Raw genomic sequence first — 25,419 nt, forward strand, 5'->3', positions numbered from 1 at the left:
CTGGATTCTCAGCCTTATCGTCTCGATCTATCTATTCGGGTTCGAGATGATGTCTCGGTAGTTTTGGGTGGTAGCTGAGAGGTGGCAGCTTGTGCAAGTAAGTAAGTTGAGCGGCTGAGGAAGGTTGACTTGAGGATGAAGCGCTTGGAAGTAGTCCGAGTTAAAGAGTCTAAAGGGAGTTGGAGCGCTGCTTTTGTGAGGACGTGAGTAAGCTTGGAGGTAGTTGATGATTAGCTGCTTTTCAAAAGCGGTGATGTCACTAAGCGTCAGGCCGTAGTGTTCAGAGTCGACAACGAGGTGCTGCCAGGTCTGCGTAGGGAGAACAGCTGGCGGTAGAGCAACGTGACAGGTAGCGCATTCGTTGAGATAGATGCGGTAGCTAGCTTCGAGCCGAGAATTAATGGGATCAACCATGCCATAGGAAGTATTGGCAGTTGTGAGGGTGTTGGTGGTACTTGCAGCGCGACCTGTATCAATCGCAGTGGCCATACCACTTCCTAGCAAGACGCTGATTGCAAATGCTAGGAAGCTTGCAATCAGCATCGAGAGTTGAACTGGCCGAATAGGTTGCATAGAAAGCTCAGCTAGGATAAGCAGTTAAATGAAGTTATCTGATGGATTTTGTCCAAGATATGGCAGCTATAGCTGTTGCAGAGCTGCTGGAGGCACTATCAGATGTTATAACCTTGTGCTGTAGAGAGGCACTCTAACTATGCCGGTGTTCTGATTCCATCAGCAGTTTATACAGCTACAAAACAGCTACAGAACGTAAGTCATGAAAGCATCACTTTAGACTCAGTTAGTCCGAGACAGATTAGTAAGTGCGCATCTATATTGAAGAGTGAATTGTGTAAACAATTGTATTTTGGTGAGGTCTATGGACGGTCGGAATATTCAGTTTCGCTATATGCAAACGTTCTCGCCCTGTGAGCTTGAGCAGGTATGTGATTTGTTTGAGCGAGCTGCATTTTGGGCTAAGACAAGAAAACCAGAAGAGATGGCCGTCGCGATCGCGCATAGCCATCCAGTCGTGATAGCATGGGCCAGCGAGCACCTGATAGGATTCGCTAGAGCAACATCAGACGGCGTATTTAGAGCTACCATCTGGGACGTTGTCATGCATCCTAACTATCAAGGGGCTGGGCTAGGTCGCAGATTAGTAGAGACTTTAATTGCCCATCCCCATATGAACAAAGTAGAGCGCACCTATCTGATGACTACCTATCAGCAGCGCTTTTATGAACGAATTGGGTTTGAGCAGAACACCACCACTACAATGGTTCTACACAACCAATCAATCGGCCTGCTACAGCCAACAGAAATACAGCGAGCTGAGAAGGCTGAAACTGTAGATGCGTAGTGGGCATTTAGCGCTCTTAGAGGAAGAGAATAAAGGAGTCAGCTAGCGTTCAGTACCTGTAGTTTCTACTATCTAGCTTCTTCTGCCTCGATCTTTGTCCGAGATTCTCCCCAATAGGCGCTGTAAGTCCATTCTTCTTTAGCGCCTTTGTCTACGGTCTTCCATCGGTAGATGACCCCTTGATTGGGGTTGACGCCGACTTCTAAAAGTTTGGCACCCATGTAGTATTCAGTTTGCTTGAGAGTGCGGCTGCGGAAAAACTCGCTCTCTCGCTTAGAAATCATTTTAGTGATGTGGGCTTGAGTCGGCTTGGCCATGATTCCGAATATCTATACTTTTGTCAGCAATTTGAATTGCTCTCTATATTAGGCCGTTATGCTCTATGCCTCGTCATTTGAAGCCGATACTTTCATCAAACGATGCGTTAGGTAAACATTGATGGCTGAATGTAAATAAAGCCTGCTGACTACTGAGCTCGGCTCAGTCAGGTCTCTATACTGAACTCTCAGCTCGTTTTGTTGCTTTGGATTTTTTTGACCTGTTCAAACTAAGAACAAGGTTGAGGCAAGTAAAGCGGCTGACACCTGAACCATATCTACACAACTGTTGATAAGAAAGAGCGAAGAACTAAGTATGGCGCTACAGGCTTGCACAGATCATCCTAGTGAAACAGTCAGCTCTGATATACCTGTTCTCAAAGAACGTGGTCAGCGAGAAGTATTTTGCGGGCTAACAGGTATCGTTTGGTTGCACAGAAAGATGCAGGATGCCTTTTTCTTAGTGGTCGGCTCTCGAACCTGTGCCCACCTGATTCAATCGGCGGCGGGGGTCATGATCTTTGCGGAACCTCGATTTGGCACAGCAATTTTAGGCGAGCGCGATCTAGCAGGGCTTGCTGATGCGAATGAAGAGCTAGAGCGGGTTGTTGAAGAGCTACTAGTCCGTCGGCCCGATATTAATACTCTGTTTTTGGTCGGCTCTTGCCCTTCTGAGGTGATTAAGCTGGATCTTGCTAAGGCTGCGGAGAAGCTAAACCATCGGCATTTTCCGAAGACTAGAGTGCTGAACTACTCTGGTAGTGGCATTGAGACAACCTTTACTCAGGGAGAGGATGCGTGCCTAGGTTCGATGGTCCCGGTATTACCTAGCAAAGAAACCGACGAGCCAGCGCTGATGGTAGTCGGTAGCTTAGCTGATGTCGTAGAAGATCAGTTTCAGAGATTGTTCAACCAGATGGGTATTGGTCCTGTCTCTTTCTTTCCGCCGCGCCGCGCCGCAGACTTGCCCAGTGTTGGCAAAGGAACGAAGCTATTAGTCGCTCAGCCATTTTTGAGTGAGACTGTACGGCTTTTAATCGCTCGCGGCGCAAAGCTGCTACCTTCACCCTATCCGTTTGGCATCGAAGGAACGACAGCTTGGCTGAAGACAGCGGCAGAAGCCTGGGAGGTGGATAGTGAGAAGTTTGAAGCAGTGATCGCGCCTGCAGTCGCTAGAGCTAATACCGGTTTAGAGCGCTATCGCCAAGAATTAAGCGGACGCAAGGCTTTCCTCTTTCCCGACTCTCAGCTAGAAATTCCGCTTGCTCGCTTCCTTTCTCGTGAATGTGGCATGGAGCTAGTAGAGGTAGGTACACCCTACATTGACCGTCTCCTGATGGATCATGAGATTGCTCTTTTACCCCAGGGTACGGCGCTTTCCGAAGGACAGGACGTAGAAAAGCAGTTAGATCGCTGTCGGAGTGCCCGCCCAGATATCACAGTCTGTGGTTTGGGCCTAGCTAATCCGCTAGAAGCCGAGGGGATGGCGACGAAGTGGTCAATTGAGCTGGTGTTCTCACCGCTACATGGCTATGACCAAGCGGCAGATCTAGCGGAATTGTTTACGCGATCGCTAGAAAGACGGAAGCGACTGACGGTTTGATATTGCTGAGCTAACGCCTACAGCTCACTGCTATAAAAGACGCCCTGCGAGCGACTTCGCTCAGCCAACATTATCTCTCTTAACTTCATCTCTTAACCTATGGAATTGACTCTGTGGACTTATGAAGGCCCTCCCCATGTCGGGGCCATGCGCGTAGCCACCTCGATGGAAGGCGTGCATTATGTGCTCCATGCGCCTCAAGGTGATACCTACGCCGATCTGTTGTTCACCATGATTGAGCGCCGCGATCAGCGCCCGCCCGTCACCTATACCACTTTCCAAGCAAGAGACTTAGGCGGCGACACTGCTGAAATGGTGAAAACCTCTGTACGCGATGCCTATAATCGCTTTTCACCGCAGGTAATGCTGGTGGGCGAAAGCTGCACAGCAGAGCTGATTCAAGATCAGCCCGGTTCGCTAGCTGAGAGTATGAATCTACCGATTCCGGTGGTGAGCTTGGAGCTGCCTGCTTACTCTAAAAAGGAAAACTGGGGGGCAAGCGAGACACTCTACCACTTAGTTAGGAAGCTATTGCTCTCTAAAGCACTGCCGGCGGGTACACAGCGACCTGAAAGAGATCTGGCCATTCGGCCCAAGGCAAATATCATCGGTCCGACCGCACTAGGTTTCCGCTGTCGTGACGACATTCAAGAAGTGCTAAAGCTGCTAGGGGAGATTGGCGTAGATGCCAATGTGATTGCGCCTTTGGGAGCAACGCCCGAGGACCTGATGCGGATTCCAGATGCAGACTTCAATATTTGTCTATATCCAGAAATCGCGCAGACTACCTGTGATTGGCTAAAGCGCAACTTTGCCCAGCCGATTGTGAAGACGGTGCCGATTGGCGTGGGGGCAACTCGCGACTTCGTCGCTGAGATTGGCGAGGTGGCCGGAATCGATGTTAGCCAAGTGCTTAATCGCTCTAGATCGGAGACTTTGGGCAACTGGAATGTCTCGCGGGTGGCGTCTTCTGCGATTCCAGGTGCATCGCGGATGCCTTGGTACTCTCGCTCGGTGGACTCGACTTACTTAACCGGTAAACGAGTGTTTATCTTTGGAGATGCGACTCATGCGATCGCGGCTGCTAGAATCGCGACAGAAGAACTCGGTTTCACATTAGTTGGCATCGGTACCTACAGCCGCAAGTTTGCTCGCCAGGTGCGTGAAGTCGCTAAGCAGCACGGCGTTGAAGCAGTGATTAGTGACGACTATCTAGCGGTTGAAACAGCGGTAGCTGAGGCTGCCCCTGAGCTGGTTTTAGGGACTCAAATGGAGCGTCATATTGCGAAGCGATTAGGAATTCCCTGCGCGGTCATCTCTACGCCGATCCATGTCCAAGATGTGCCCGCTCGCTACTCTCCTCAGATGGGTTGGGAAGGGGCAAATGTCATCTTCGATGACTGGGTGCATCCACTGATGATGGGCCTAGAAGAGCATCTAATTGGGATGTTTCGTGAGGACTTTGAATTTGCAGAAGGCCATATGAGCCATTTACATACAGCACCCCCTCAAGAGGGGAACGTTGACGGTGTAGCAGCACCTACAGATGAGCCTGTTGCTAGCAATGACGCTAAGCACAAATCCATGGCCGCAGCCCCAGATGCAGACGTAGACAGTATGGGCTGGAGCCCAGATGGTCTAGCTGAGCTAAAGAAGATTCCGTTCTTTGTCCGGGGGAAAGTAAAGCGGAATACTGAGAAATTTGCGAGCGATCGTGGTATTACTTCCATTACCGTAGACACCCTCTACGAAGCCAAAGCCGCGATTGGTAAATAAGGTACGCCTGAGGATGTCCTTATAGGCACCAGACCTTTCAAGCGCTCGAAGAAAAATCATTAAACGTCAAATAAAAAATAGGAGACCCTACTGTGGTAGTTTCAAACGACCTTCGACCTAACGTTGCCAACAAAGCTGTCGTTAATAAAGGTGCAGACGGCGAAGGCAGTGTCCAGGTCCATCAAGATGAGTCGATGAAGATTGACTCCGGGGCGTTGGTCATTGCTGTGTACGGTAAAGGTGGCATCGGTAAGTCAACCACTTCTTCCAACCTATCAGCGGCTTTCTCTCGGTTGGGTAAAAGAGTCTTACAAATCGGCTGCGATCCCAAGCACGACAGCACATTTACCCTAACCAAGAAGATGGTGCCTACAGTCATTGATGTGTTGGAGTCGGTAGATTTTCACTCCGAAGAGCTGCAGACCAACGACTTTATGTTTGAAGGCTATAACGGCGTCATGTGCATCGAGTCTGGCGGTCCTCCAGCAGGAACCGGCTGTGGTGGCTATGTAACTGGACAGACAGTGAAGCTATTAAAAGAGCATCATCTATTTGAAGATACCGATGTGGTGATCTTCGATGTGTTGGGTGATGTTGTGTGTGGCGGCTTCGCGGCTCCTTTACAACATGCTCACTACTGTTTGATTGTGACCGCTAATGACTTTGACTCGATCTTTGCAATGAATCGGATTGTGGCAGCGATTCAGGCAAAAGCGAAAAACTACAAGGTGAGACTAGGTGGCATTATTGCTAACCGTAGTGAAGGAACTGATCAAATTGATAAGTTCAACGAGCGTGTCGGCCTGAAAACGTTGGCACATTTCAAGACTGTGGACGCAATTCGCCGTAGTCGATTGAAGAAATGCACCGTGTTTGAAATGGACGAGGAGCCGGAAGTCTTGGAAGTCCAGCAAGAATACCTGAAGCTAGCGAAAGGAATGATTGAAGATGCTAAGCCACTAGAGGTGAACCCGCTAAAAGATAGAGACATCTTCGATCTGTTAGGGTTTGAATAATCGGGTTTAAACAGCCTGAATTTGATCAGACTGATTTGACTAGACTGAGACTCGCGCCAAGGTCTAAAAGGTAGTTCATCGTTTGATAACTACGGAACATGACATACAAAGGGTTTGTTGGCAAAGCTAACAGACCCTTTACTCTTGAAAGCTATATGAATCTTGCTGCTCTATCTTCGCTTTTGACTGCGATACAGACTGCAAATGAAGGGCTGCTGGCTCAGCCTTCGCAGTCGCCTCTAGATGGCTGGTCTCTAGAAGATCGCGATCCGGCCGCATTACAGAGAGTGATGCAGTCAATGGAATGGTTCTACAAACATTACTTCAAGGTGGAAACAGACGGCTGGGAACAGATTCCAACCAATGAAGCCGTAATATTTGTGGGCTCTCATAATGGTGGACTGCCGGCGCCGGATCTGCACATGATGCTGTATGACTGGTGTTGTCGGTTCGGCGTTGAAAAACCGCTTTATGGCTTAATGAGCCCGAAGATATGGGATGTCTTTCCTTCTGTAGCCAAATTAGCGACACGGGTAGGCGCAGTGCAGGCGCATCCAAAAATGGCGATCGCAGCTCTCAACAGAGGAGCGAATATCGTCGTATATCCAGGCGGTATGCAGGACGTATTTCGCCCTTACTGGCAACGACACCAGATCTATTTTCATCAGCGCAAAGGATTCATCAAGCTAGCAATCAAAAAAGGTGTTCCTATCGTGCCGCTGATTTCTTGTGGGGCGCATTCTACATTTGTTGTATTAACCGATATTTATCCAAAGATGAAGATGTTACACAAACTAGGGATGCCGTGGGCTTTTGGGGTCGATCCAGGAGTTTTCCCAATCTACCTAGGATTGCCTTGGGGTTTGTCGTTCGGACCGCTACCCCACATCCCACTTCCTACAAAAATCCATACGCGCGTTTGTGAGCCGATTCGATTTGATCGCTATGGTAGTAAGGCCCTTAAAGATAGTCGCTATATCGATGAATGTTTTGAGATAGTGAAAAGGCAAATGCAAAGGGCGCTTGATCAGTTAGTGCGCGATTACAGCGACTAACCTAGGGGATGCTCTAGCTAAGCGGATAAGCTATGGCACTACAATAGAAGCAATCTCTATCGCTTCTACGACATGAAATTCTTTGAAAAACCCAGTACGGATTTAGCAGACCGTGTTCCGCCGGGCCAGCATTTGGCCAAAGGGTTTCCAGTCTTAACCTATGGTGATACGCCACTGGTTAAAACAGAAGCGTGGCAGTTCGCTGTTTCTGGTCTTGCTAGTTCTAAGACATTTTCATGGCAAGATTTCATGGATATGCCACAGACCGAGTTCACCGCAGATTTTCACTGTGTGACTAGGTGGAGCAAGCTAGACGTAAAGTGGCGTGGTATCAAGGTTGTAGATTTCTTGAAAGAGATTGACGTAGACCCGACGGCTACCCACGTTATGGAGCAATGCTATGGCGGCTACACCACTAATATTTCGATGGAAGACTTCGTCAAAGAAGAGAACTTTTTTGCGCATACACTCTTCGACGAACCGCTCCCAAGCGAGCACGGTGGCCCTATGCGGCTAGTGGTTCCACACTTGTACGCTTGGAAAAGTGCGAAGTGGATTAACGGTTTAGAATTTCTAGCAGATATGGAATTAGGATTTTGGGAGAAGAACGGCTATCATCACCGAGGCGAACCGTTTGCGGAAGAAAGGTATAGTTCGCTGTAAAGGGAGTGACTATTTCAAAAAAGCTCTGCGAGTCAGCTCTTCTAGCGCTTTTAATGCCGTTAGAGATCCACTAATCAATCGAATCGCTGCCTTTGGTTTTTGGATAAAACCTATTGCTAGTTGAACAGGTCTAAGAGAACCGTCCGGTGTGATTGCATTCCCGATATCTGGCAGATCACTTTTACAATCATCACTAATCACTCTGACGATGCCGACGGCAGCGGATAGGGTCTTCAACAAGACAGCAGCTTCCATATCGACGACATCAGCGCTGTAAGTATCCCTTAGTTGCTGTTTTTCTGTTGCGGAAGTGATGATGCGATCGCAAGCCACTCCGATTCCGGCCTCTATCGTCAGTCGCTGCGCGAGCCACTGTGTTATCTCAGCATCACATTCAAAAATCTGTCCGGTAGCATGATTCCAGATTTTTTCTAGCGCGATCGCCTCTCCGACCCTATATTTACTGACTAGGCTACCGCCTAATCCTATTAGCAGTAGGCCTTTGCCACCTAGTTCGGGCATTGACCAATCGCGTAGGAATGTCTCTAGCCCTTGTGGTCCTGCCGGAATAGCGACTAGCTGAGGCGCATGCTGTGCTTTGTCTAAACCGCGTTTTACTGCTCTGTATTCAGCGCCTGCGGGTACCAGTATAGTGTGAACCTTATCCTGCATAGGCTTGAGGTGTAGGGGCTTGATCGAAAGTGACGCTACCGTAGTCAAGTTTGATAATGCGATCGGCTAAATGAAAGTAGCGATCATCGTGACTAATGACAAAAAGCGTTCTTCCTTTTGCCTTTAAATCAGTGAGAAACTGCGTGTAGAAAATATCCTTGAATGTGGGATCTTGATCGGCAGCCCATTCGTCGAATAGATAGATCGGCCGATCTTCTAGATAGGCACTAAGCAGGGTGAGGCGCTTTCGCTGGCCCTGTGAAAGGTTGGTAGTAGAAAACCGACCTCGACTAATGCTGACTTTGTGGTCGAGCTGAAGTTTTGCTAGGTAGGCTTGAGCTTGGCGATCGTCACTGCTCTCACTAAAGCCAAGCAGCCGCTCAAACAGATAAAAGTCTGAAAATACAACAGAAAAGTGTTGACGATACCAATTTTGGTTCTGGGCTGTGATTAGCTGATCGTCTAGATGAATAGTACCGGATTGAGGAGAGTAGAGGCCGGTCAGCAGCTTCGCAAGGGTTGATTTGCCACTGCCATTACCGCCGATGATAAAGATTAACTCGCCGGGGTGAACGGTGAGATTAATTGGGCCGAGCGTGAATTCGCGATCGCCTTGGTCAGTCCGATAGGCGTGGGTTGTTTCTTTGAGCGTTAGCTGATGCCAGCTATCGGAAGCCAATGGAGCAGTAGAACTTTTAACAACCGTTGAACCTGTAGCTAGTCTGGTGTTACTAAGGGTAAGTCCTAATGACTTTATTTTCTGGAGGGCGATGCTAGCGCGGCTGAGGAAAGGAATCTTGTTAACTAGGCTTTCCATCGGGCCAAGCACATAGGTAAAGGTGAGAAGATAGCCAAAGCGGGTCTCTAGGCTGATGCCAATCCAATAAGGTAGCGCAAAGAGAATCAACCCAACTGCGAAGAAGTAAATAAACTTTCCCCAGCTATCGACCACCGCAAACTGACTCATGCCACGCTCATTAGCTTTTCGCAGCTGTAATGCAGTCTGTGAGAGATCAGCCTCTAAAAAGTCCTGCTGTCCAATAGGATGGAGCTTCAACTCTTTGATACCGTCAATCAGCGTACGAAAATGTTGAAAGAGCCGATCTTGATGTTCTCTTGCTTCATTCAGTCCGCGCCAGCCGGCCACTAAAAACCATCGACAGCTCACAGAAGCCACTAAAGTTAGAACAGCCACGAGTGCCAGCACCTGCCACGAAAGCCAGGAGATGTAGAGCATACAGCCTGCGGCACTGGCGATATTGATAATTAGCATAGGCACGACGCCCGCTGCGGTGGCGATCGCCTGCACATCTTCTGTCAGCACTACCAAAAGTCTAGGTAAACCAATTGTTTCTAGTGGCTTAAGCTCAGTTGCTAGAATCTGACGACTCAACTGCATTTGTAGCTCGAATACCGCCGACTGAGAGAAGCGAATCAGCAGAATACGAGACAGCATAGCAGTGAACAAAGCAACAATGCCTAGAGCCACAAAGAAGATAGCTAGAAGTCCTGGTGGCGTTCCAGGCTCTGCAGCCGTCTTACTAATCAGTGCAATTAAGCCCGCACTGCATCCTCCGCTTACCACGCCTGTAAACAGAGCTATGGACAACGCTTTCCAGGAAGATTTGAACAAAAAGACGATGAGATCCATCACATCAACGAGCTTATTCTACGTACCCGTTTGCAACATACCAATCTACCGATCGCTGTAGAGCTTTAGAGATATCTGTTTGCGGTAAGCCTAGTTCTTTCACTGCTTTTGAAGCATCGTAATACATCGTCTTTGTTCCCATTCTCACTCCGTCTAATGGAACAGATGGTGATTTTCCTAGCCGTGATAAGAAAGTTTCTTCAATCCAGGCAACCGTCAGCGGTACAGCAACAGGAATTGACTTTTCTGGCGCACTAATTCCGGTTAAGTTCTCCAAAATATCAAGCATGGACTTTAGCTTCATATCTTGGTTTCCTAAAATATATTGCTCACCCGAATGTCCTTTCTCAAGCGCTAGCAAATGTCCCTTCGCCACATCTTGCACATCAATTACATTCAGCCCAGTGTCTAGATAAAACGGCATTTTCTGACGTAAGAAGCGTAGAACAATATTGCCAGTCGGCGTTGGCCTAGCGTCCCACTCTCCAATTGGTGAAGTTGGATTGACAATCACAATATCCTGTCCGGCTTTAGCGGCTTTGAGTGCCTCTTGTTCTGCCCAGTATTTTGATTTTCTGTAGTGGCCGATTAACTCATCAGCCGCTGACTGATGGGTCTCATCTACAGGTGTTCCCTTCGGCCCTAGACCGATTGCCGCCGCCGAACTTGTGTAAACCGTTCGCTTAATGCCGGCTCGCTTAGCGGCAGCCAAACAGTTGCGAGTGCCGTCTACATTGCTGCGATAGAGCTGTTCTTTGTCCGATTGCCAGAGCGAATAAAATGCAGCGATATGAAACAGCGCCTCGGAACCCTGCATTTTTTCGTGAAGATCAAGGTCGTTGAGAGTGCCGATGACTTTCTCAACGTCTAACCCTTCCAAGTTATCGAGATTACTGTCTTCTCTAACAAGTACGCGGACGGAATGATTTTCCTGAAGAAGTAGCCGGACAACATTAGCTCCAATAAATCCTGTGCCGCCCGTTAAGAATACCTGCATGGTTTATTTCTCGCTTCCCACTTTTTTCCATCCGTCTTCCAATAAACTGTACAGCACTGGCACCACAATCAAGCTCAAGAGCGTTGAGGTCAGCAGTCCACCAATAATAGCTACGGCCAGAGGTTGTCGTAGTTCTGAACCGGCTCCGAGCCCTAGCGCAATTGGAATCATACCGAGCACTGTAGAAGCTGTTGTCATTAGGATAGGACGCAGCCGCACCTGACCCGTCTTGATAATTGCTTCAGTACGTTGCATTCCATCTCGCCGTAGCTGATTAGCATAGTCCATAATTAGCAACGCATTTTTATCTAGTAGCCCTAGCAAAAACAACAGACCTAGCACCGATACCAGGCCAAAGTCGCTTTGGGTAATCAGCAGCGCTAGCATAGCGCCTACTATCGATAAAGGTAAAGTGAGCCCAACTACAGCAGGCTCTAGCAATCGACCAAATGGTAGGAATAGCACCGTCAGCATACAGATAATAGCCAATGCTAGCGTTCTGCCAAAGCTCCCTAGGACTTCTCCAATCCGGGCAGAATCTCCACTAAGTCCTACACTCACGCTTTCTGGAATGATAGATTGGGCGATCTCTACAACCTGGTCGGTAGCATCTCCCAAAGCTTTCCCTTCCTCTAGATTGGCGCTAATAAAGGCAACGCGCTGACCGTTTTGATGGTTGATTTCAACAATATCTTCAGCAGTGTTGGCCGCTGCGGATCTGCGAACATCAGCAAAGCCTGGTCGCGTAGCAACTTCAGTTTGAAGTGCGATCACACTTTCATTTAGTACAGCTAAGTTATCTCCTAGCAAAGCCACCTGTAAGGGCTTTTCACCGCCCGTATCGACAAACTGAATGTCTTCAACACTAGTGGTCACATTGTCTTGTTCGGGTAGATCTTCTCGGAGTTCAGACTGAACAGCAGCAGTGCTACGAGTGCGATTGGAGGCTAATTTCACATAGATTCTGCCTTGATTGGGCTGGCCGCGATCGCCGACTGTCGTTAGCGCCGACTCTACTTCTGGCAGCTGAAAGATGGATTCTTCTAGTTCATCAGCTGCTAGAAGCGTTTGTTGTAGTAGTTGCTCTCTTGGATCAATCGCATTTGGATTAGGTTCACTTGGATCAAGTTCGTTTGGGTCAACCGCGCTTGGGTCAAGCGTCGGAGCTCTTGAAGCAGCGATCGCCGGGTCAATGGGTGAAGTTGCTAGTGGATTGGTACCTAGCTGGTCTGATTCCGCCTGAATCCGATCGGGAATCGTCGCAGACGCTGAAGGGAGATCGACAGTGTAGTTCACATAAAACTCACCTCGATCGAGTTGAGGAATGAACCCCTGGGGAATCAGAGGAATGATCGCAATTCCAGCAATAAAACTAGCGATCGCAATACCAACAACACTCCAACGATGTCTCAAAGACCAAGCCAGCAAACGGCTATAGGATCGCTCTAGCCAAGACTTAGTAGAAGAGATAGAAGGCTGATCAGCTTCAGCTTGTAGTTTATTTTGAGAAGACTGCCTTGGCTTTAGCCAATAAACGGCTAGGACTGGAGAGAGCGTCCTGGCCACTAGCAATGACACCAACACTGCTGCCGATACAGTTAGGCCAAAGGGCTTAAAAAATTGGCCGACAGTCCCACCCATAAAGGCTACTGGCAAGAACACTGCCGCGATCGTCAGCGTAGAGGCCGATACCGTCAGCCCAATTTCCTTAGTGGCCGCTAGCGCCGCTTGCCGAGGACTTTCCCCTAGTTCAATGTGCCGAATGATGTTTTCTAGCTCGACAATGGCATCATCTACTACAATGCCAATCACCAGTGCCAGCGCCAGCAGCGTAATCGTTTCTAGATTAAAACCGTAGTAGGCCATGACGATGCAGGTGCCTAGCAGCGAGAGCGGAATGGCAAGCGCCGTAATTAGCGTAGCCCTCCAGCTTCTCAAAAAGGCAAAGATTACTAGAATGGCGATCGCGATCGCGCCAACCAAAGAACTCACCGTCGCCCGCGTTGCTGCCTGAATATACTCTGCTTGAGTCGCCGCTAGCGCAAACTGAACCTGTGGCAGCTCCAACTGTAGCGTCTGGACGACCACATCCACCTGCTCGACTACTTCTAGCGTGTTCGCATCGGCCTGCTTGATGACTTGCACCGCCAACGCTGCCTGCGTGTCGAACTTTACTCGAGTCAGCGCTTCTCCAAGTAAATCTACGCGCAAAACGCCAGGTACCGATTGTAAAACTGGCAGAACCTCAATCTCAGCTAAATCTGCTAGCTCATCTAGCGATCTCGAGTCACTCAGCAAGGCATAGCTGACGGCTGTCGCCTCATTTAGGTTGAGCGGGATAATTTCATAAGTTGCTTCTGAAGGCAGGCTCGCTGCCTCTACAGCTTCCTCTACTGCAGCTGTTGCCTCTGTTAGTGAGGTTCCCACTCGAAATTCGAGCGTGATCACTGCGCGACCAGCAACTGTAGAAGAACGACTACGATTGAGTCCGTCTATAGTGGATAGCTGGCTTTCAATAGGCGACGTCAACAGCGACTCAGTAGACTCCACGCTGCCGACTTCGCTCGCTTCTATATCCACAGTTTCTGTTGTCAAAGTGGCATTGACGACAACCACTGGAAAGGTGATGTCAGGAAAAAGAGCATATTTAAGCGAGCCGAAGGCGATCAGACCAATGGTTGCGATCGCTATCCAGCAGCAAATTGTCAGCCAGACGTTTTGAATGGCTAGGCGGGAAAGGTTAAGGCGATCGCGCCAAGAAATAGGAGTCAAAGCTATTGCAAATGAGAAGGCCAAAAAGTGGAAATAGGGTCTTGTCACCCTATTTCCACTTTAAATCAAGCAAACTTTCGATCAAAGTTAGTGAAACTAGCTTTTAGTTGCAATTTAGCGGGCCAGCGTAGTCGCAATCTGTCCTTTCGTGATTTGACCCACAATCGAGAGTACATCGCTTCGACTTAGCTTCTCTTTGCCCTGTGACAGCGCGTCTAGCGTACCGTGGGCCAGCGCTAATGGAATTCGACAAAAGGTCAAGGCAGGTCCTTTTGGCAGCGCATTTGTATAAGCATCTGCTAACGCCAAATTACGGCGAGCATACTGCTGCATATCAGCATCTGTCCAACCGGGAGGGTAAAATTCAACGCTTCGTACTTTATCTTCAGTATGATTGCGTAAGATATTCACCGATTGCAGCCCTCGCCCAAAGCCAATCGCCTCGGTCCGATTGCTAGGGGTGCCATCATGCCAGGCCCACAAATCTGACAGCATCAAGCCTACAGAGCCTGCCACACTAAAGCAATAGCGATCTAGATCAGCTTCGTTCTCGATTAGCCAGTTGCGCTCCGCCCAATACGCCATTCGGTCGGCCATTGCCGCTGTTGCATCCCAAATTCTTGGCGAGATAGTTTCGGGTGCTAGCAGAGCCCACTCCCCAATTCGTAAGGTAACTTCTTCCAAATCCGCGTCAAAAGCTTTCAGTCCTTGAGCGAAGTCAGCAGCGTTTGAGCTCTCTGTGCCTGCCTGTAAGTTTAAGCTGAGCTGTCTTAGCAGTTTAGACTTTAAGACAAAGTCCATATCGGGATGGTCTTCAATTTGGTCGATGGCTCTCATGCACAAATAGGCAGAGGCGACGGCCTCCTTCAATTCATTCGGTAAGATACTAATTGGAATGAAAAAAGTGCGGCTAGTTGCCTTGAGCAAAGCCAGCGCAGAATCAACAGACGGCATACATTCTCTCCTCATATACATCGCAAATATGCGATGCTTTGTCTACAAAACAATTAATGCTTAATTAATTTTTTCGAAGTAAAATTTGTCACCATAGCTATTGCAGCTAAGTATGTAAGATAGCCGAAAACATCTAGAGGAGTAAATTAAGAGTGGGAATTCATTTGCAGCAGGCCGTTTCAGTCGGGCAGTACCTTGTCTCTCAAAGACTAAAAGGCCGTAAGCGCTACCCGTTAGTTCTCATGCTAGAGCCTTTGTTTAGATGCAACCTAGCCTGCTCAGGCTGTGGAAAGATCCAGCATCCTAAAGAAATTCTAAAACAAAACCTTTCACCTGAAGAGTGCTTTGCTGCTGTAGAAGAATGCGGCGCACCTGTCGTGTCTATTCCAGGGGGTGAGCCACTTTTACATCCTCAGATTGACGAGATTGTCGAAGGCCTCATCGAGCGTAAAAAGTTTGTATATCTATGCACCAACGGCTTGCTGCTAGAGAAAAGTCTAGATAAGTTCAAGCCCTCTTCGTATCTCAGCTTTAGTGTGCATCTAGATGGATTGCAGGAACTACACGATGAATGCGTAGATCGCAAAGGGGTCTTTAAGACGGCTGTTAGCGCTATTCGAGCAGCCAAGGCCAGAGGGTTTAGAGTGACGACAAATACCACCGTTTTTGAAGGAACTGACCCTAAAGAGATTCAGGACTTGTTTGACTTTCTCACCGATATTGGTGTGGACGGGATGATGGTCTCACCAGGCTATAGCTATGAGTGGGCACCCAACCAAGACCGATTTCTTAGAAAAGAGCAGACTCGGGCTTTGTTTAGGGAAATCTTAGCCCCATACAACGACGGCAAGAAAGGCTGGCAGTTTAATCACAATCCGCTATTCTTGGACTTCTTAACTGGCCAGAAAGACTATGACTGTACGCCTTGGGGGAGTCCTAGCTACAGCGTCTTAGGCTGGCAGAAGCCTTGCTATCTATTGAACGAGGGCCATTATAAAAGCTTCAAGGAGCTGCTAGAGGAGACTGAGTGGGATAACTATGGAGCTAAAAGTGGCAAGCCAGAATGCGTAGACTGTATGGTGCATTGTGGCTATGAGCCAACGGCTGCACAGGACTCACTACAGCCGAAGAATATGGCTAGATCATTTAGCAGTCTGTTTGGTTGATTGATTTAGTTGATTGGTAGCTCAACTACGAGTGTGGGTCAGTCACTCTACGCGGCTAACCCACGCCTCTTGCCTGTAGTGCTTTGCTTATAGCGGCTTTAGAGTGCCTTTAGTCAGAGGTTGCCTTTGGTTAGAGCAACAGCCAGTAATCTTGATCCCCCGCTAATATATCTGCAATGTATACACGGTAGTCTCTGCACGCATGGTAGTTTCAGTAAGGGAATATTGGACAAGGAAAGCTGCTTTTAGTTTGTAGCTTTAGGTACCAACATCTGTAAGATTGTAATCAAATTCTGTAAGATATCAACGTTCCAAGATATCAGCTCATAGAAATACAAGCATCTATTATTTTGTGCCTTCTACCCAACCTCGTCTACTACACCCACTGATGGGTGCTAACTTAAAGACACTTGCAGCGCTACTGCGTGAAAACGGTCCAGGTCGCTATCCACTACATCTATTAATCATTTGGGCGACAGCAATAGCTCGCTTTCCATTTTCAACTTATGAACGCTGGCAGGTGAGGCGATCGCCTTACCCAGAAAGCAAACCTCCTATCTTCATCATCGGTCATTGGCGCAGCGGCACTACCTTTCTACACAGCGTCCTTAGCCAGTCACCTCAGTTCGCCTATACCTCTCCTCTAGCGGTCGGCCTACCCTGGGATTTCCTTACGCTAGGCAACGCCCTACGTCCTATTCTAGAAGGCGCTTTGCCAAAGGACCGATTCATTGATCGTGTGCCCGTCAACCCAGACTCTCCTCAAGAAGATGAAATTGCCTTAGCTAGTATGCAGCTCCTGTCATTTTATCAGGGGCTCTATTTTCCAAAACAATTTGCGAAGCATTTTAATGCCGGCATCTTTTTCGAAGGCTGCACTGATATAGAGATGACAGAATGGCAACAGGCCATGGTTCTCTTTTGCAAAAAGCTGCAAATTCAAAATCCTCATCAACAGCTACTGATCAAAAATCCGGTCTACACTGCTAGGGTGAAAAAACTGCGCGAACTATGGCCAAAGGCAAAATTCATTCACATCTATCGCAACCCCTACATTGTCTATCGCTCTACGCTCAACTTCTATGACAAGCTTTTTCGTGAGCTGTCTTTGCAATCATTCGAGCAGGTACCCGTAGAAGAAATTGTTTTAGAAAGCTATCCTAAAATGATAGAAGCTGCCCAGCGAGAGACAAGGGCTCTGCCTACACAAGATTTTGTGGAGCTGCGGTTTGAGACTTTTGAGACAAACCCAGTAGAACAGCTAGAAAAGATATACGATCGGCTAGAACTAACCGGATGGGAAGAGGATTTACCCCATTTTCAGCGGTATCTAGAATCGCAAAAACACTATCGAAAGAATGACTATGCATTTCCAGCAGATATGATTGAGCGGGTGCGCGATCGCTGGCAGCCACTGTTAGATCGTTGGGGCTACGAACCGCCTGCTTCAGGCTAGTCACTGGTCACCTTATGTCTAGAAGAATAGCTAGGAGATTGCCGCACCATGGTTTGCTTTCGGGTACTCATCTCAGGCAAAGTACAAGGCGTAGGATATCGCTACAGTACAAAAGAGAAAGCACAGTTCCTAGGGATAGTCGGTTGGGTCCGGAATTTACCTAATGGAAAGGTAGAAGCGCTGATCGTTGGAAATCATAGGCAGATAGAGAGTATGATGGCCTGGTTCCACATCGGTCCTCCTGCTGCGAGCGTATCTACCGTAGAAGTTAAAGAGGAAAATCCTCAGAAGTTTGAAAGTTTCAATATTCTGTAATCACTCATATACCTGATAGAACCTTTGATGGGCTTTGTCCTTCAGCTCAGAGATTCGGACACTTCCTTTGAAAGGTTATCGTTATTATGCCAATTCAGACATACCCGCTACTGCTCCACAGTAAAGGCCGCTAGTAGTAACCTTTATTAGTGAACTCCATGGAATGAAAGTAACTTTATCTGACCTATTGCTGGATTAAGATTGCCCCAGCGAGTAGTAGTAGCGTTCCTAGGATGCGAAGGGGACTCAAAGAAATTTGAGTAACTCCGAACGCGCCAGTCGTATCAAGAACTAGCGACATTATCACTTGGCCAGCAATGACCAATGAAAAGACAGAGGCAACGCCTATCCTAGGAATGGCCACTAGGGAAGAGACTAAGTAGTAGGCCGCAAAGATACCACCCAACCATGACCAAAGAGGAACAGAACTAAACGCGGGTAGCGATCCCCTTGCCGTAGTACCACTGAGCCATAGCAGGAGTAAAGAGGCCAAACTGACAATAAGGGAAACAATTGTTGTTAGCACTGGAGACCCAGTTGATAGTCGTAGCCGAGCATTCCAAGTGCTTTGAACAGCAAGTCCAGCTCCACCGAGCGTCACTAGAAGAAGTAGGAGAAGTTTGGGGAGCATGGTATGACTTTACGGAAACCTATGGATTTCAAGTATATGATTGTGAAGGCTTTAAGAGCTAGGCAGACAAAAACAAACGCCTCTATCTCTACTAAGCTGAATGGTTGTTGCCATATGAGCTATATGATTCGTTTCGAGTATGCTTGTCAACAACCTACCTTTTGATGAGTAAATTTGCACCTTAAGATAGAGTACAGCAGCTTACTTCATCTCCTATCGTAGCCAGACGTTATCAAATATAGTTGGAGAATACTCATTATGGGTCTCGACGATAAGATAAAGAACACTGCCAAAGATATTGAAGGCAAGGTCCAAGAAGCCGCTGGTAAAGCAACGGACAATAAAGAAGCTCAGGCAAAGGGAAAAGCGAAGCAGGCAGAAGCGTCTGTCCAGAAAGCAGGCGAGAATATTAAAGACGGTATCAAGGATGCCATCGACTAATTCTGAACTCGGATGAATCCGACTCAATTGAATTATTTCTACTTCTCAACTGACAAAGTGACTGAAATGCGATGCATTTCAGTCACTTTGTGATTTCGGTTACTTTGCTTTCAGGCAGTGAACTCGTCCTAGTCACTCAATAGATGCTATAGCCCCTATCTACTTGACATCGATTATGCTCAGACTGCTGCTCAGTATGATGCTTATCAAGATTGCCACCTGTCAGTACGCCGAACGGGTTTTGATCAACATATCAGTTCGAAACAAATCGCTCACGAACTCTCTGCCCCAGCCCTTCACCAAGGAAGCAGGAAAAAAGCTACAGTAATCTGTACTTAGCTTGCACCATCACCCAGAGCAACAACCCTTAATAGATAGAGCTAGTGTTTCGCGATCTACTGTTGGCGCAGTCTTCTCAGAGAGTAGCGCTCAGCAGATAGCTATACAAGGAAGTAGCGTTTAACGAGCGTAGTTTGTCTTAACCCTCTGTCAAGCGGTAGGCACCTCTGGCCCCCTTAAACCACTCTCCGTCGCGAACACCACCAGATAAGATGTTGGAAATTCGATTACGGGCTTTTAAGTACTGATTTTTCGGCATATCTTCCTTGAAGAGGCCTGACATAACTTCCGCAATTTTGAAGTCTTCTTTTGGCTTAGTCGCCAAGATCAACTTTACCGCCTCTGGCATGGGCTGATCACCTACGCCTGGTAATGTATACTTCTGCCAATCGGCTGTCCGACCATCCTTCTTCTTAGCTCTTCCCTTTGTTTTCGCCTTTGTTTTAGTTTTTGTCGTCGTCGAAGTAGATTTCTTCTGACTGCTAGATTCTTTAGCTTTAGCAGGAGGCGCTTCAGCCGAATCTTCGTCAGGCTCAGCTGACGCTGCAGTCTCAGTCGAAGACTTATCGCCAGTAGAACCGTCAAACATATCAATAACAGATAGGACTGCGTCCTTTCTAGTTTGTATGGCGGTTAATTGCGCAGTTAGGCTAGATTCTTCAGCCTCCAAGTCAGAAATAACTGCTTGCAGCTGAGGTAAAACGGTTTCAGACATAAATACTCTTTCAATCAAATGTTTCAGTAAACGATACTAGCGCATCTATCCAACTAATTGAAGTATCTCCTCAAAGATAAATGAATAAGGAGAGGGTGATAAACTAAGTAAGATAGAGCAAATGAAGATAAGTCAGTGCAAAAGAAGCTCTTTGGTGCAAAAGAAGTTCTTTGATTCGTTAACACCGAGAATTCTCCTGTATCTTACAGCATAGAAGCGATTTGAATACAATATTATTGTATTAACTTGAATCGCGCATCGGGCGTTTGAATGGCAAATCGGACATTAGCTTCGAGCAGACATCAACAAATGATAAGCATCATTCACTGAATAAATGACTTTAAGCATTGTTCCAGTCAAAAGTTCTGTCTTTGTCGAAGAAGGTAACAGTATCGGCCTGACAGTCAAGACCGATGGCATAGAAGACGATCGGACTTTAACGTGTGAATGGGACTTTGGAGACGGTAGCTCTTCTATTCAAGGAGCAATGGTTATACATCGATATCATCTAGCTGGTCAATATCCACTCACGCTGATAGCCAGAGATGATAAAGGTACCGTCAGTATCATCAAAAGAACGGCAGTTGTTGAAATGGTGCCTTTAGTAATCAATAGCTTAGTAAGCTACGTTATTGATCACTCAAAAGGAATAGTAGCATTTGAAGCAACTGCCAAAGCGAGCTCAAACGATCTGAGCGGCAGCAACCAGATCATCGACAATTCAGGTGATAATTGCCCGGTCATTAGTCGCGTATCTACTTATGTTTGGAATTTTGGCGATGGTAGTTGTTCTGCATTAGGGCAAAAAGCTATTCACAAGTTCAATCAAAGCGGAACTTATTTTGTTAGTCTGATTGTGTCTAGTCCCTCGGGTGCCACTGCCACTCAGGTCCATAAAGTTACTTTAGACGGTGTTATTCAAGATAGCCCTATAAAGAATAACAAAGAAGTACTAGAAGGTTATCCTATCACCTTCAATAGTCCATACAAAGACAACCGCATTCTCGAGACTCATTCTATCTACTGGGACTTTGGGGACGGCACAATTGTGAAAAATAAAGTTGCGCCTCAGCATGTCTACCGTAAGGCGGGAAACTATACCGTATCATTAGCAATTACCAATAAAAAAGGTGAAACTAGCACGAACCAGATTCCCGTTGAGGTTGTCTCTGGTGCAGTTGAGATCCGTTCTCTTTCAGCTAGCAACCTCTCTAGAGGTCTTGCTCCAACAAAATTAACGGCTTTTGTCGATGCCCCTAATAAAGGAGCGCTGAACTACTCATGGAACTTTGGAGATGGTAGTCAAAAGTCATACATTAAGCAGCCTAAGAGCAATGCAGGCAAGGGCGACACCGTCCATCATACCTATAGTCGCGATGGGGTATATACCGTTACGCTAGAAGTCACCAATGAAACAGGAAGTCGCGCAGTAGAAGTCATACCGATTACCGTTGATAGTATTTTGCAGATTGAGAGTATTGCTTATCCGAGCACTCTCATTGTTGGTAGAGCAGCTAGTTTTAGCACCGTAGCATCCACTAGACAAAAAGAGGGTCTGATTTATCAGTGGATGTTTGAGAGGACTGATAGGAACGCTTCTAGAAACGCCTCACAAAGAGCTAGTGAGAATACGGGGGTGAGTAAGGGTATAAATACTGATGAAAATACTCAACGGAAGATAGGGCAGGTAGTCTCTTCTACTTTTCTAGAAGCGGGCGCTTGGTCAGTTACGCTAGGGGTTAGCGACGGATCTAAAACAGTCACCGAAGGTTTCACAATTTTTGTGACACAGACAGAGCTGACAATCTCGATTCAGACGAAGGCACATGTTCTAGCTAAACAGCATACTGAATTTGTAGGCTCCGTAAACAATTCGACTAACCAATCTGCTTCGTCAGCAGATCTTAGTACCATCGAATGGGACTTTGGTGATGGGACGAAGATAAAGAGTAAAACGCTAGCGGTATCTCACCAGTATCTCCATCCAGGTAACTACACGACGATCTTGAGGGTAATAGATACTTACGGTATCACGGCTACTAGTACCGTTTCTGTAAATGTGATCGAGTTGCCATTGATACTTATTGCGAGGGGCAAAGTTGTAGCTAGGTTGGCAGCTAACGAGTCAGTCGATGGAATAAGTGGAGGTGTAGATAAAGAGCTAACAGATAGGATTGAAGCGAGCCTGACCATACAGCCGGCGAATAACTTTTATCTCTATAGGGGCCAGATGCTGCGAGTTGAAGGCAAAGCTCTGATAGTAGTCCCTAAGATTGATTCTAGGACTATGACAATAGATACTGTAGATGCCATAGATGCGATCGCTTCTGCAGAAGAAGATCGACAACCTCTAGAAAATCAAATGAGAGGCGCTCGTCAAAGAAACATCTATCCGGCAACAATTTCTTCGGTACAAGCGAATGATTCAGTTCAGTACCAAGAGAGGGGAGTGGTCTCAATCGAGGTACCACAGCACCGCGATCTAATAAATAATCTGCTCCTACAGACTTCGCCAATAGGGTACAGCCCGATTCAGCTCGATATCAGAAAGTATAGAGAACAAATACAAACAACACTTGGTTGGAGTGAGATCTTTCTAGCTGGAGAAACCGCTGATCGTCCGACAGTAATTGAAATTCAGCGGGGGCCGTTGATCGTTCCTGGGGGTGTCACCTTAGAGAATATGGTGATTGTGGTTAATCGAGGCAATATTGTTCTACGAGAAAATTATTATACTATTGATAATTTGACGCTTGTTGCCAAAGATGGCGGGGTTGAACTAGATGATATTAGCGCTAAAGCGATTAAAATCTTCGCTTCTAAAGCAATTCAAACAACTAAGCGATCGCGCTTTCGAGGAAATAGTATACTAGCCAGCCGGCAGTCCATCGTCTTTAACGGCGCCACGGTGGACGCAACCGATTGTCTGAAGATAGTTACCCAAAAAAGAATTTGCTTCAATGCCAGTGGGGCCGCGCGATCTCGAATCCTGGCAAAAGCAGACGTTGAGCTTTATCCAAACACAACGCTCGAAGGAAGTGTTCACTCCCTAGGAAATGTTATTTTCAACGAAGGAGCTACCCTAAGAGCGGCCACGCACTTAACCATTGTTGAATCGCACAAAACGGTCACTCTCCCAACATCTGACTTCGCGAACGGTTTAAACATTCGCCTCCCCCAAGGAGTTGACGATGCCCATCATACTATTTTTGTAGTTGACATTCCGCCTGATAGCAGCGGCACGCTTCAATTAGCCGATGGTAGTGTACTCTTTCCCGGCAAACAGCTGACCTGCGCTGAGCTAGAACAAACGAGTTTCTTTCCAACACCAGCAGCAGCCGAAGATACTAGCTGCTTTGTATATGCCATAGAAGACAGCTGGGATACTCCGATTAATCAGACTATCAATATTTGTTTTGAGTCCCCAGCGACTTTCGCTGATCAGGCGGATGGTTTGACCGCACAGCCCTCAACCCTGTGGCCCCCTGAACATCAGATGGTAGAAGTAAAGATCGAAAGCTTGGTGACTATCGAATCTGACTTCACAGTCACTCTAGAGTCGATTGCCTGTAGCGAACCTATTGGGTCTAGAATCGAAGGCGGCAGCGATTATGATTATGAGATTATTGAAGACGATCGAATTTTGCTGCGTGCTGCAAAGTTAAGAAACGGAACTGCTCGAGTATACCAACTAACCTATCGGATGGAGGATAAGTTAGGAAATGTAGAGTACTCGAGACTTGATGTTCCAGTCGCGCTGTCTCTAGAGATGTACCAAATTCAGGGATATGCGTAACAAAGATGATCTAGATGCACCAATCCTCAAATCCTAAGGCATATGTTTAAATCTTCGAATTGCTCATTCCTATTGTGGAGTTGGTAGAAGATCGCTTTTCGCCCAAAGCTGAGGACGCTTTTCATCTAACTGCCGTGACCGCTGAGTCCCAATCATAGCCACCTTACCCGTCAAGACAAAGCTGGTGAAGCTAGAAATGACAATGACTGGTAGCATTGCTGTCCCCGACAGTACGCTAAGAATGATGCTAGTACTAATCGGCGTTTTGGTAACCGCTACATTGACCGCTGCCATCAGACAGACCATGCCGACGGTGGGATGAACTTGGGGCACTGCAAGGGCGATCGCTAAACCTACATTGGCGCCGATGAAAAACAGTGGAAAGATGAATCCGCCCAAAAAGCCTGAGTGCAGCGTAAAGCTAATTGCAAACATCTTAGCAACTGCAATAATCAACAGCATAGTGACGCCTAGCGTTGATCCAGTCTCAATTACGGTATGGATTTGTTCTTCACTGAAAAATAGTGTTTGCGGCACAAAGAAAGCAATTAAACCGATGCATAGTCCACCTAATGTCGCTAAGGCTATTAGGTTATGCTCTAACGGTTCTAAAAGCTGTCCAATTAGCCGAAAAACATAGATGAACATTACGGCAACACCTGCGCCAACTGCACCTAAGACAAGCCCTTCGAGTAAGTTCATTGGAGTTAACTCCGGCACAGACTCAAAATGGTAGAAGCCGCCGATGGTGATTCCAGTACTGATCCTAAAAACAGCAAAAGAGAGGATCGCCGAAATTACCGCTGGCGCGACGGCTTCATAATATTCCAATCCGCGACGATGGGGGATTTCTAGCGCAAAAAGTGCTGCGCCAATGGGTGCACCAAAGAATGCGCCTAAAGCTGCGCTCATTCCACAGAACGTCAGCACGCGGACATTGTTTTTCTCTAGCCTAAGGCGATCGCCTAGCCAGCTCCCGAAGCTGCCATTTACCTGAACAAGTGGTGCTTCTGGGCCGGCGCTACCGCCAGCTGTGATCGCTACTAGCGAGGCAATAACCATTGCAGGCGTTTTATGAATATCGATCCGACCAGGATTATGAACGTTGTCAACCACCTGAGCCATTTCACCCGGTAATCCCATGAAATAGAGCACTAGCCCCACACAAAAGCCACCAATCGTTGTTGCTATCCAAACGTAGTTGCTAGTAGGTAGCCAAGTTGGGAAGTGGGGTTCTATCCAGTCTGGTAACGTATGCCAGACGCCGTGCATCATGGTTTCTAAAACAAAGTAGTAGCAGGTCGCAACTAAACCTCCTACAACCCCAATAGTTACAGCACACAACACTAGCTGTGGATAGGTGAGTAGACGGGGGTCTAATGAGTTTTGATCAGGTGTTGTCTGCGTATCTGACGAGGCTAGATCAGTTTGAGTAGTCACTAAGCTCAGTCCTTAATAATAAAAGGAAGATCAGCAACTGCATATCAACATTTCAAAACTTTAGTTGTAGTCGGATCGCCTTTTGAAGGATTGCCTAGGCTATCTCCAAAATATTACCGAGCTCAAGAATCAACTAATTAAGTGCTTACTGTCTTGAAATGAATGCTTTTGCTGGTGGCTAAGTTACCAAGGTAGATCGATAGCTTTTGTTCATGTTGCTACAAATTATCTATTAAATAATGAAAGCTGCATACACACTATGCAACTCCTCTATAGGCGTAGCC

Annotated in this window: 21 protein-coding genes; 11 read left to right on the forward strand and 10 right to left on the reverse strand. The window is 47.2% G+C overall.

Annotated elements, in window-relative coordinates; all coding sequences use genetic code 11:
- Positions 1 to 27: 27 nt before the first annotated feature.
- The gene (locus S7335_RS17040; protein ID WP_006457322.1) at positions 28 to 573 is read right to left on the reverse strand and encodes a hypothetical protein; all 546 of its coding nucleotides are present in this window, start codon (positions 571 to 573) and stop codon (positions 28 to 30) included.
- A gap of 304 nt (positions 574 to 877) precedes the next feature.
- Between S7335_RS17040 and S7335_RS17045 the strand changes: the two genes are divergently transcribed.
- Positions 878 to 1,360, forward strand: coding sequence for a GNAT family N-acetyltransferase (locus S7335_RS17045; protein ID WP_006457685.1), 483 nt, complete (start codon positions 878 to 880; stop codon positions 1,358 to 1,360).
- Between the two features lie 68 nt (positions 1,361 to 1,428).
- Here the strand turns inward: S7335_RS17045 and S7335_RS17050 are convergent, their stop codons facing one another.
- Positions 1,429 to 1,677: a hypothetical protein gene (locus S7335_RS17050; protein WP_006455342.1), complete on the reverse strand. Its 249-nt coding sequence runs from the start codon at positions 1,675 to 1,677 to the stop codon at positions 1,429 to 1,431.
- A 316-nt stretch (positions 1,678 to 1,993) separates the two neighbouring features.
- Between S7335_RS17050 and S7335_RS17055 the strand changes: the two genes are divergently transcribed.
- The 5 genes from S7335_RS17055 (at position 1,994) to S7335_RS17075 (ending at position 7,790) form a co-directional block, all read left to right on the forward strand.
- Positions 1,994 to 3,280: a ferredoxin:protochlorophyllide reductase (ATP-dependent) subunit N gene (locus S7335_RS17055; protein ID WP_006454947.1), complete on the forward strand. Its 1,287-nt coding sequence runs from the start codon at positions 1,994 to 1,996 to the stop codon at positions 3,278 to 3,280.
- 99 nt (positions 3,281 to 3,379) lie between these two features.
- Positions 3,380 to 5,056 carry a ferredoxin:protochlorophyllide reductase (ATP-dependent) subunit B gene (gene bchB, locus S7335_RS17060; RefSeq protein ID WP_038016456.1) on the forward strand — a complete coding sequence of 559 codons (1,677 nt, stop codon included), beginning with the start codon at positions 3,380 to 3,382 and terminating at the stop codon, positions 5,054 to 5,056.
- A 92-nt stretch (positions 5,057 to 5,148) separates the two neighbouring features.
- On the forward strand, positions 5,149 to 6,072 hold the full coding sequence (bchL, locus tag S7335_RS17065; RefSeq protein WP_006453494.1) for a ferredoxin:protochlorophyllide reductase (ATP-dependent) iron-sulfur ATP-binding protein: 924 nt from the start codon (positions 5,149 to 5,151) through the stop codon (positions 6,070 to 6,072).
- Between the two features lie 155 nt (positions 6,073 to 6,227).
- Complete coding sequence (locus tag S7335_RS17070; protein WP_038018853.1) at positions 6,228 to 7,127, forward strand: lysophospholipid acyltransferase family protein; 900 nt, start codon at positions 6,228 to 6,230, stop codon at positions 7,125 to 7,127.
- Between the two features lie 72 nt (positions 7,128 to 7,199).
- Positions 7,200 to 7,790, forward strand: coding sequence for a sulfite oxidase-like oxidoreductase (locus S7335_RS17075; protein WP_006453732.1), 591 nt, complete (start codon positions 7,200 to 7,202; stop codon positions 7,788 to 7,790).
- Between the two features lie 9 nt (positions 7,791 to 7,799).
- Here S7335_RS17075 and S7335_RS17080 read toward each other — a convergent pair whose 3' ends face one another.
- From S7335_RS17080 to S7335_RS17100, 5 genes are all read right to left on the reverse strand, one after another.
- Positions 7,800 to 8,462, reverse strand: a complete 663-nt coding sequence (locus tag S7335_RS17080; protein ID WP_006453762.1) for a hypothetical protein — start codon at positions 8,460 to 8,462, stop codon at positions 7,800 to 7,802.
- Positions 8,452 to 10,113 (reverse strand): cyclic peptide export ABC transporter, encoded by a 1,662-nt coding sequence (locus S7335_RS17085; protein ID WP_006453589.1) that lies wholly within the window; start codon positions 10,111 to 10,113, stop codon positions 8,452 to 8,454. Before S7335_RS17085 ends, S7335_RS17080 begins: the two co-directional genes overlap by 11 nt.
- A gap of 13 nt (positions 10,114 to 10,126) precedes the next feature.
- Positions 10,127 to 11,110: a hopanoid-associated sugar epimerase gene (gene hpnA / locus S7335_RS17090; protein ID WP_006456864.1), complete on the reverse strand. Its 984-nt coding sequence runs from the start codon at positions 11,108 to 11,110 to the stop codon at positions 10,127 to 10,129.
- Positions 11,111 to 11,113: 3 nt separating this feature from the next.
- Complete coding sequence (locus S7335_RS17095) at positions 11,114 to 13,882, reverse strand: efflux RND transporter permease subunit (protein ID WP_038018855.1); 2,769 nt, start codon at positions 13,880 to 13,882, stop codon at positions 11,114 to 11,116.
- A gap of 114 nt (positions 13,883 to 13,996) precedes the next feature.
- A complete protein-coding gene (locus S7335_RS17100) occupies positions 13,997 to 14,836 on the reverse strand; it encodes a squalene/phytoene synthase family protein (RefSeq protein WP_006457213.1) in 840 nt (279 codons plus the stop codon).
- A 152-nt stretch (positions 14,837 to 14,988) separates the two neighbouring features.
- Between S7335_RS17100 and hpnH the strand changes: the two genes are divergently transcribed.
- The 3 genes from hpnH (at position 14,989) to S7335_RS17115 (ending at position 17,773) form a co-directional block, all read left to right on the forward strand.
- Positions 14,989 to 16,002 (forward strand): adenosyl-hopene transferase HpnH, encoded by a 1,014-nt coding sequence (gene hpnH / locus S7335_RS17105; protein ID WP_006453710.1) that lies wholly within the window; start codon positions 14,989 to 14,991, stop codon positions 16,000 to 16,002.
- A gap of 388 nt (positions 16,003 to 16,390) precedes the next feature.
- On the forward strand, positions 16,391 to 17,458 hold the full coding sequence (locus S7335_RS17110) for a sulfotransferase (RefSeq protein ID WP_038018857.1): 1,068 nt from the start codon (positions 16,391 to 16,393) through the stop codon (positions 17,456 to 17,458).
- Positions 17,459 to 17,506: 48 nt separating this feature from the next.
- Positions 17,507 to 17,773 (forward strand): acylphosphatase, encoded by a 267-nt coding sequence (locus S7335_RS17115; RefSeq protein WP_006456414.1) that lies wholly within the window; start codon positions 17,507 to 17,509, stop codon positions 17,771 to 17,773.
- A 184-nt stretch (positions 17,774 to 17,957) separates the two neighbouring features.
- Here S7335_RS17115 and S7335_RS17120 read toward each other — a convergent pair whose 3' ends face one another.
- Positions 17,958 to 18,404 (reverse strand): DMT family transporter, encoded by a 447-nt coding sequence (locus S7335_RS17120; protein ID WP_050765912.1) that lies wholly within the window; start codon positions 18,402 to 18,404, stop codon positions 17,958 to 17,960.
- A gap of 258 nt (positions 18,405 to 18,662) precedes the next feature.
- Here S7335_RS17120 and S7335_RS17125 point away from each other — a divergent pair, with 258 nt between their 5' ends.
- On the forward strand, positions 18,663 to 18,845 hold the full coding sequence (locus S7335_RS17125) for a CsbD family protein (protein ID WP_006456837.1): 183 nt from the start codon (positions 18,663 to 18,665) through the stop codon (positions 18,843 to 18,845).
- A gap of 478 nt (positions 18,846 to 19,323) precedes the next feature.
- Here S7335_RS17125 and S7335_RS17130 read toward each other — a convergent pair whose 3' ends face one another.
- On the reverse strand, positions 19,324 to 19,899 hold the full coding sequence (locus S7335_RS17130) for a hypothetical protein (protein WP_006455125.1): 576 nt from the start codon (positions 19,897 to 19,899) through the stop codon (positions 19,324 to 19,326).
- Positions 19,900 to 20,233: 334 nt separating this feature from the next.
- Between S7335_RS17130 and S7335_RS17135 the strand changes: the two genes are divergently transcribed.
- Complete coding sequence (locus S7335_RS17135) at positions 20,234 to 23,695, forward strand: PKD domain-containing protein (protein WP_006457243.1); 3,462 nt, start codon at positions 20,234 to 20,236, stop codon at positions 23,693 to 23,695.
- Positions 23,696 to 23,764: 69 nt separating this feature from the next.
- On the opposite strand, the gene S7335_RS17140 is transcribed toward S7335_RS17135, so the two are convergent.
- Positions 23,765 to 25,135 carry a chloride channel protein gene (locus S7335_RS17140; RefSeq protein WP_006456281.1) on the reverse strand — a complete coding sequence of 457 codons (1,371 nt, stop codon included), beginning with the start codon at positions 25,133 to 25,135 and terminating at the stop codon, positions 23,765 to 23,767.
- Between the last annotated feature and the right edge of the window lie 284 nt (positions 25,136 to 25,419).

It is taken from the genome of Synechococcus sp. PCC 7335, from assembly GCF_000155595.1.
Taxonomy (GTDB): Bacteria; Cyanobacteriota; Cyanobacteriia; order Phormidesmidales; family Phormidesmidaceae; genus Phormidesmis.

Coding starts and splice junctions, on each gene's coding strand:
- S7335_RS17110 (WP_038018857.1), top strand. CDS start 16,391: ATGGGTGCTAACTTAAAGACACTTGCAGCGCTACTGCGTGAAAACGGT.
- hpnA (WP_006456864.1), bottom strand. CDS start 11,110: ATGCAGGTATTCTTAACGGGCGGCACAGGATTTATTGGAGCTAATGTT.
- S7335_RS17055 (WP_006454947.1), top strand. CDS start 1,994: ATGGCGCTACAGGCTTGCACAGATCATCCTAGTGAAACAGTCAGCTCT.
- S7335_RS17100 (WP_006457213.1), bottom strand. CDS start 14,836: ATGCCGTCTGTTGATTCTGCGCTGGCTTTGCTCAAGGCAACTAGCCGC.
- S7335_RS17130 (WP_006455125.1), bottom strand. CDS start 19,899: ATGTCTGAAACCGTTTTACCTCAGCTGCAAGCAGTTATTTCTGACTTG.
- S7335_RS17115 (WP_006456414.1), top strand. CDS start 17,507: ATGGTTTGCTTTCGGGTACTCATCTCAGGCAAAGTACAAGGCGTAGGA.
- S7335_RS17075 (WP_006453732.1), top strand. CDS start 7,200: ATGAAATTCTTTGAAAAACCCAGTACGGATTTAGCAGACCGTGTTCCG.
- S7335_RS17040 (WP_006457322.1), bottom strand. CDS start 573: ATGCAACCTATTCGGCCAGTTCAACTCTCGATGCTGATTGCAAGCTTC.
- S7335_RS17080 (WP_006453762.1), bottom strand. CDS start 8,462: ATGCAGGATAAGGTTCACACTATACTGGTACCCGCAGGCGCTGAATAC.
- S7335_RS17050 (WP_006455342.1), bottom strand. CDS start 1,677: ATGGCCAAGCCGACTCAAGCCCACATCACTAAAATGATTTCTAAGCGA.
- S7335_RS17045 (WP_006457685.1), top strand. CDS start 878: ATGGACGGTCGGAATATTCAGTTTCGCTATATGCAAACGTTCTCGCCC.
- S7335_RS17135 (WP_006457243.1), top strand. CDS start 20,234: ATGACTTTAAGCATTGTTCCAGTCAAAAGTTCTGTCTTTGTCGAAGAA.
- S7335_RS17070 (WP_038018853.1), top strand. CDS start 6,228: ATGAATCTTGCTGCTCTATCTTCGCTTTTGACTGCGATACAGACTGCA.
- S7335_RS17125 (WP_006456837.1), top strand. CDS start 18,663: ATGGGTCTCGACGATAAGATAAAGAACACTGCCAAAGATATTGAAGGC.
- S7335_RS17085 (WP_006453589.1), bottom strand. CDS start 10,113: ATGGATCTCATCGTCTTTTTGTTCAAATCTTCCTGGAAAGCGTTGTCC.
- S7335_RS17120 (WP_050765912.1), bottom strand. CDS start 18,404: ATGCTCCCCAAACTTCTCCTACTTCTTCTAGTGACGCTCGGTGGAGCT.
- bchB (WP_038016456.1), top strand. CDS start 3,380: ATGGAATTGACTCTGTGGACTTATGAAGGCCCTCCCCATGTCGGGGCC.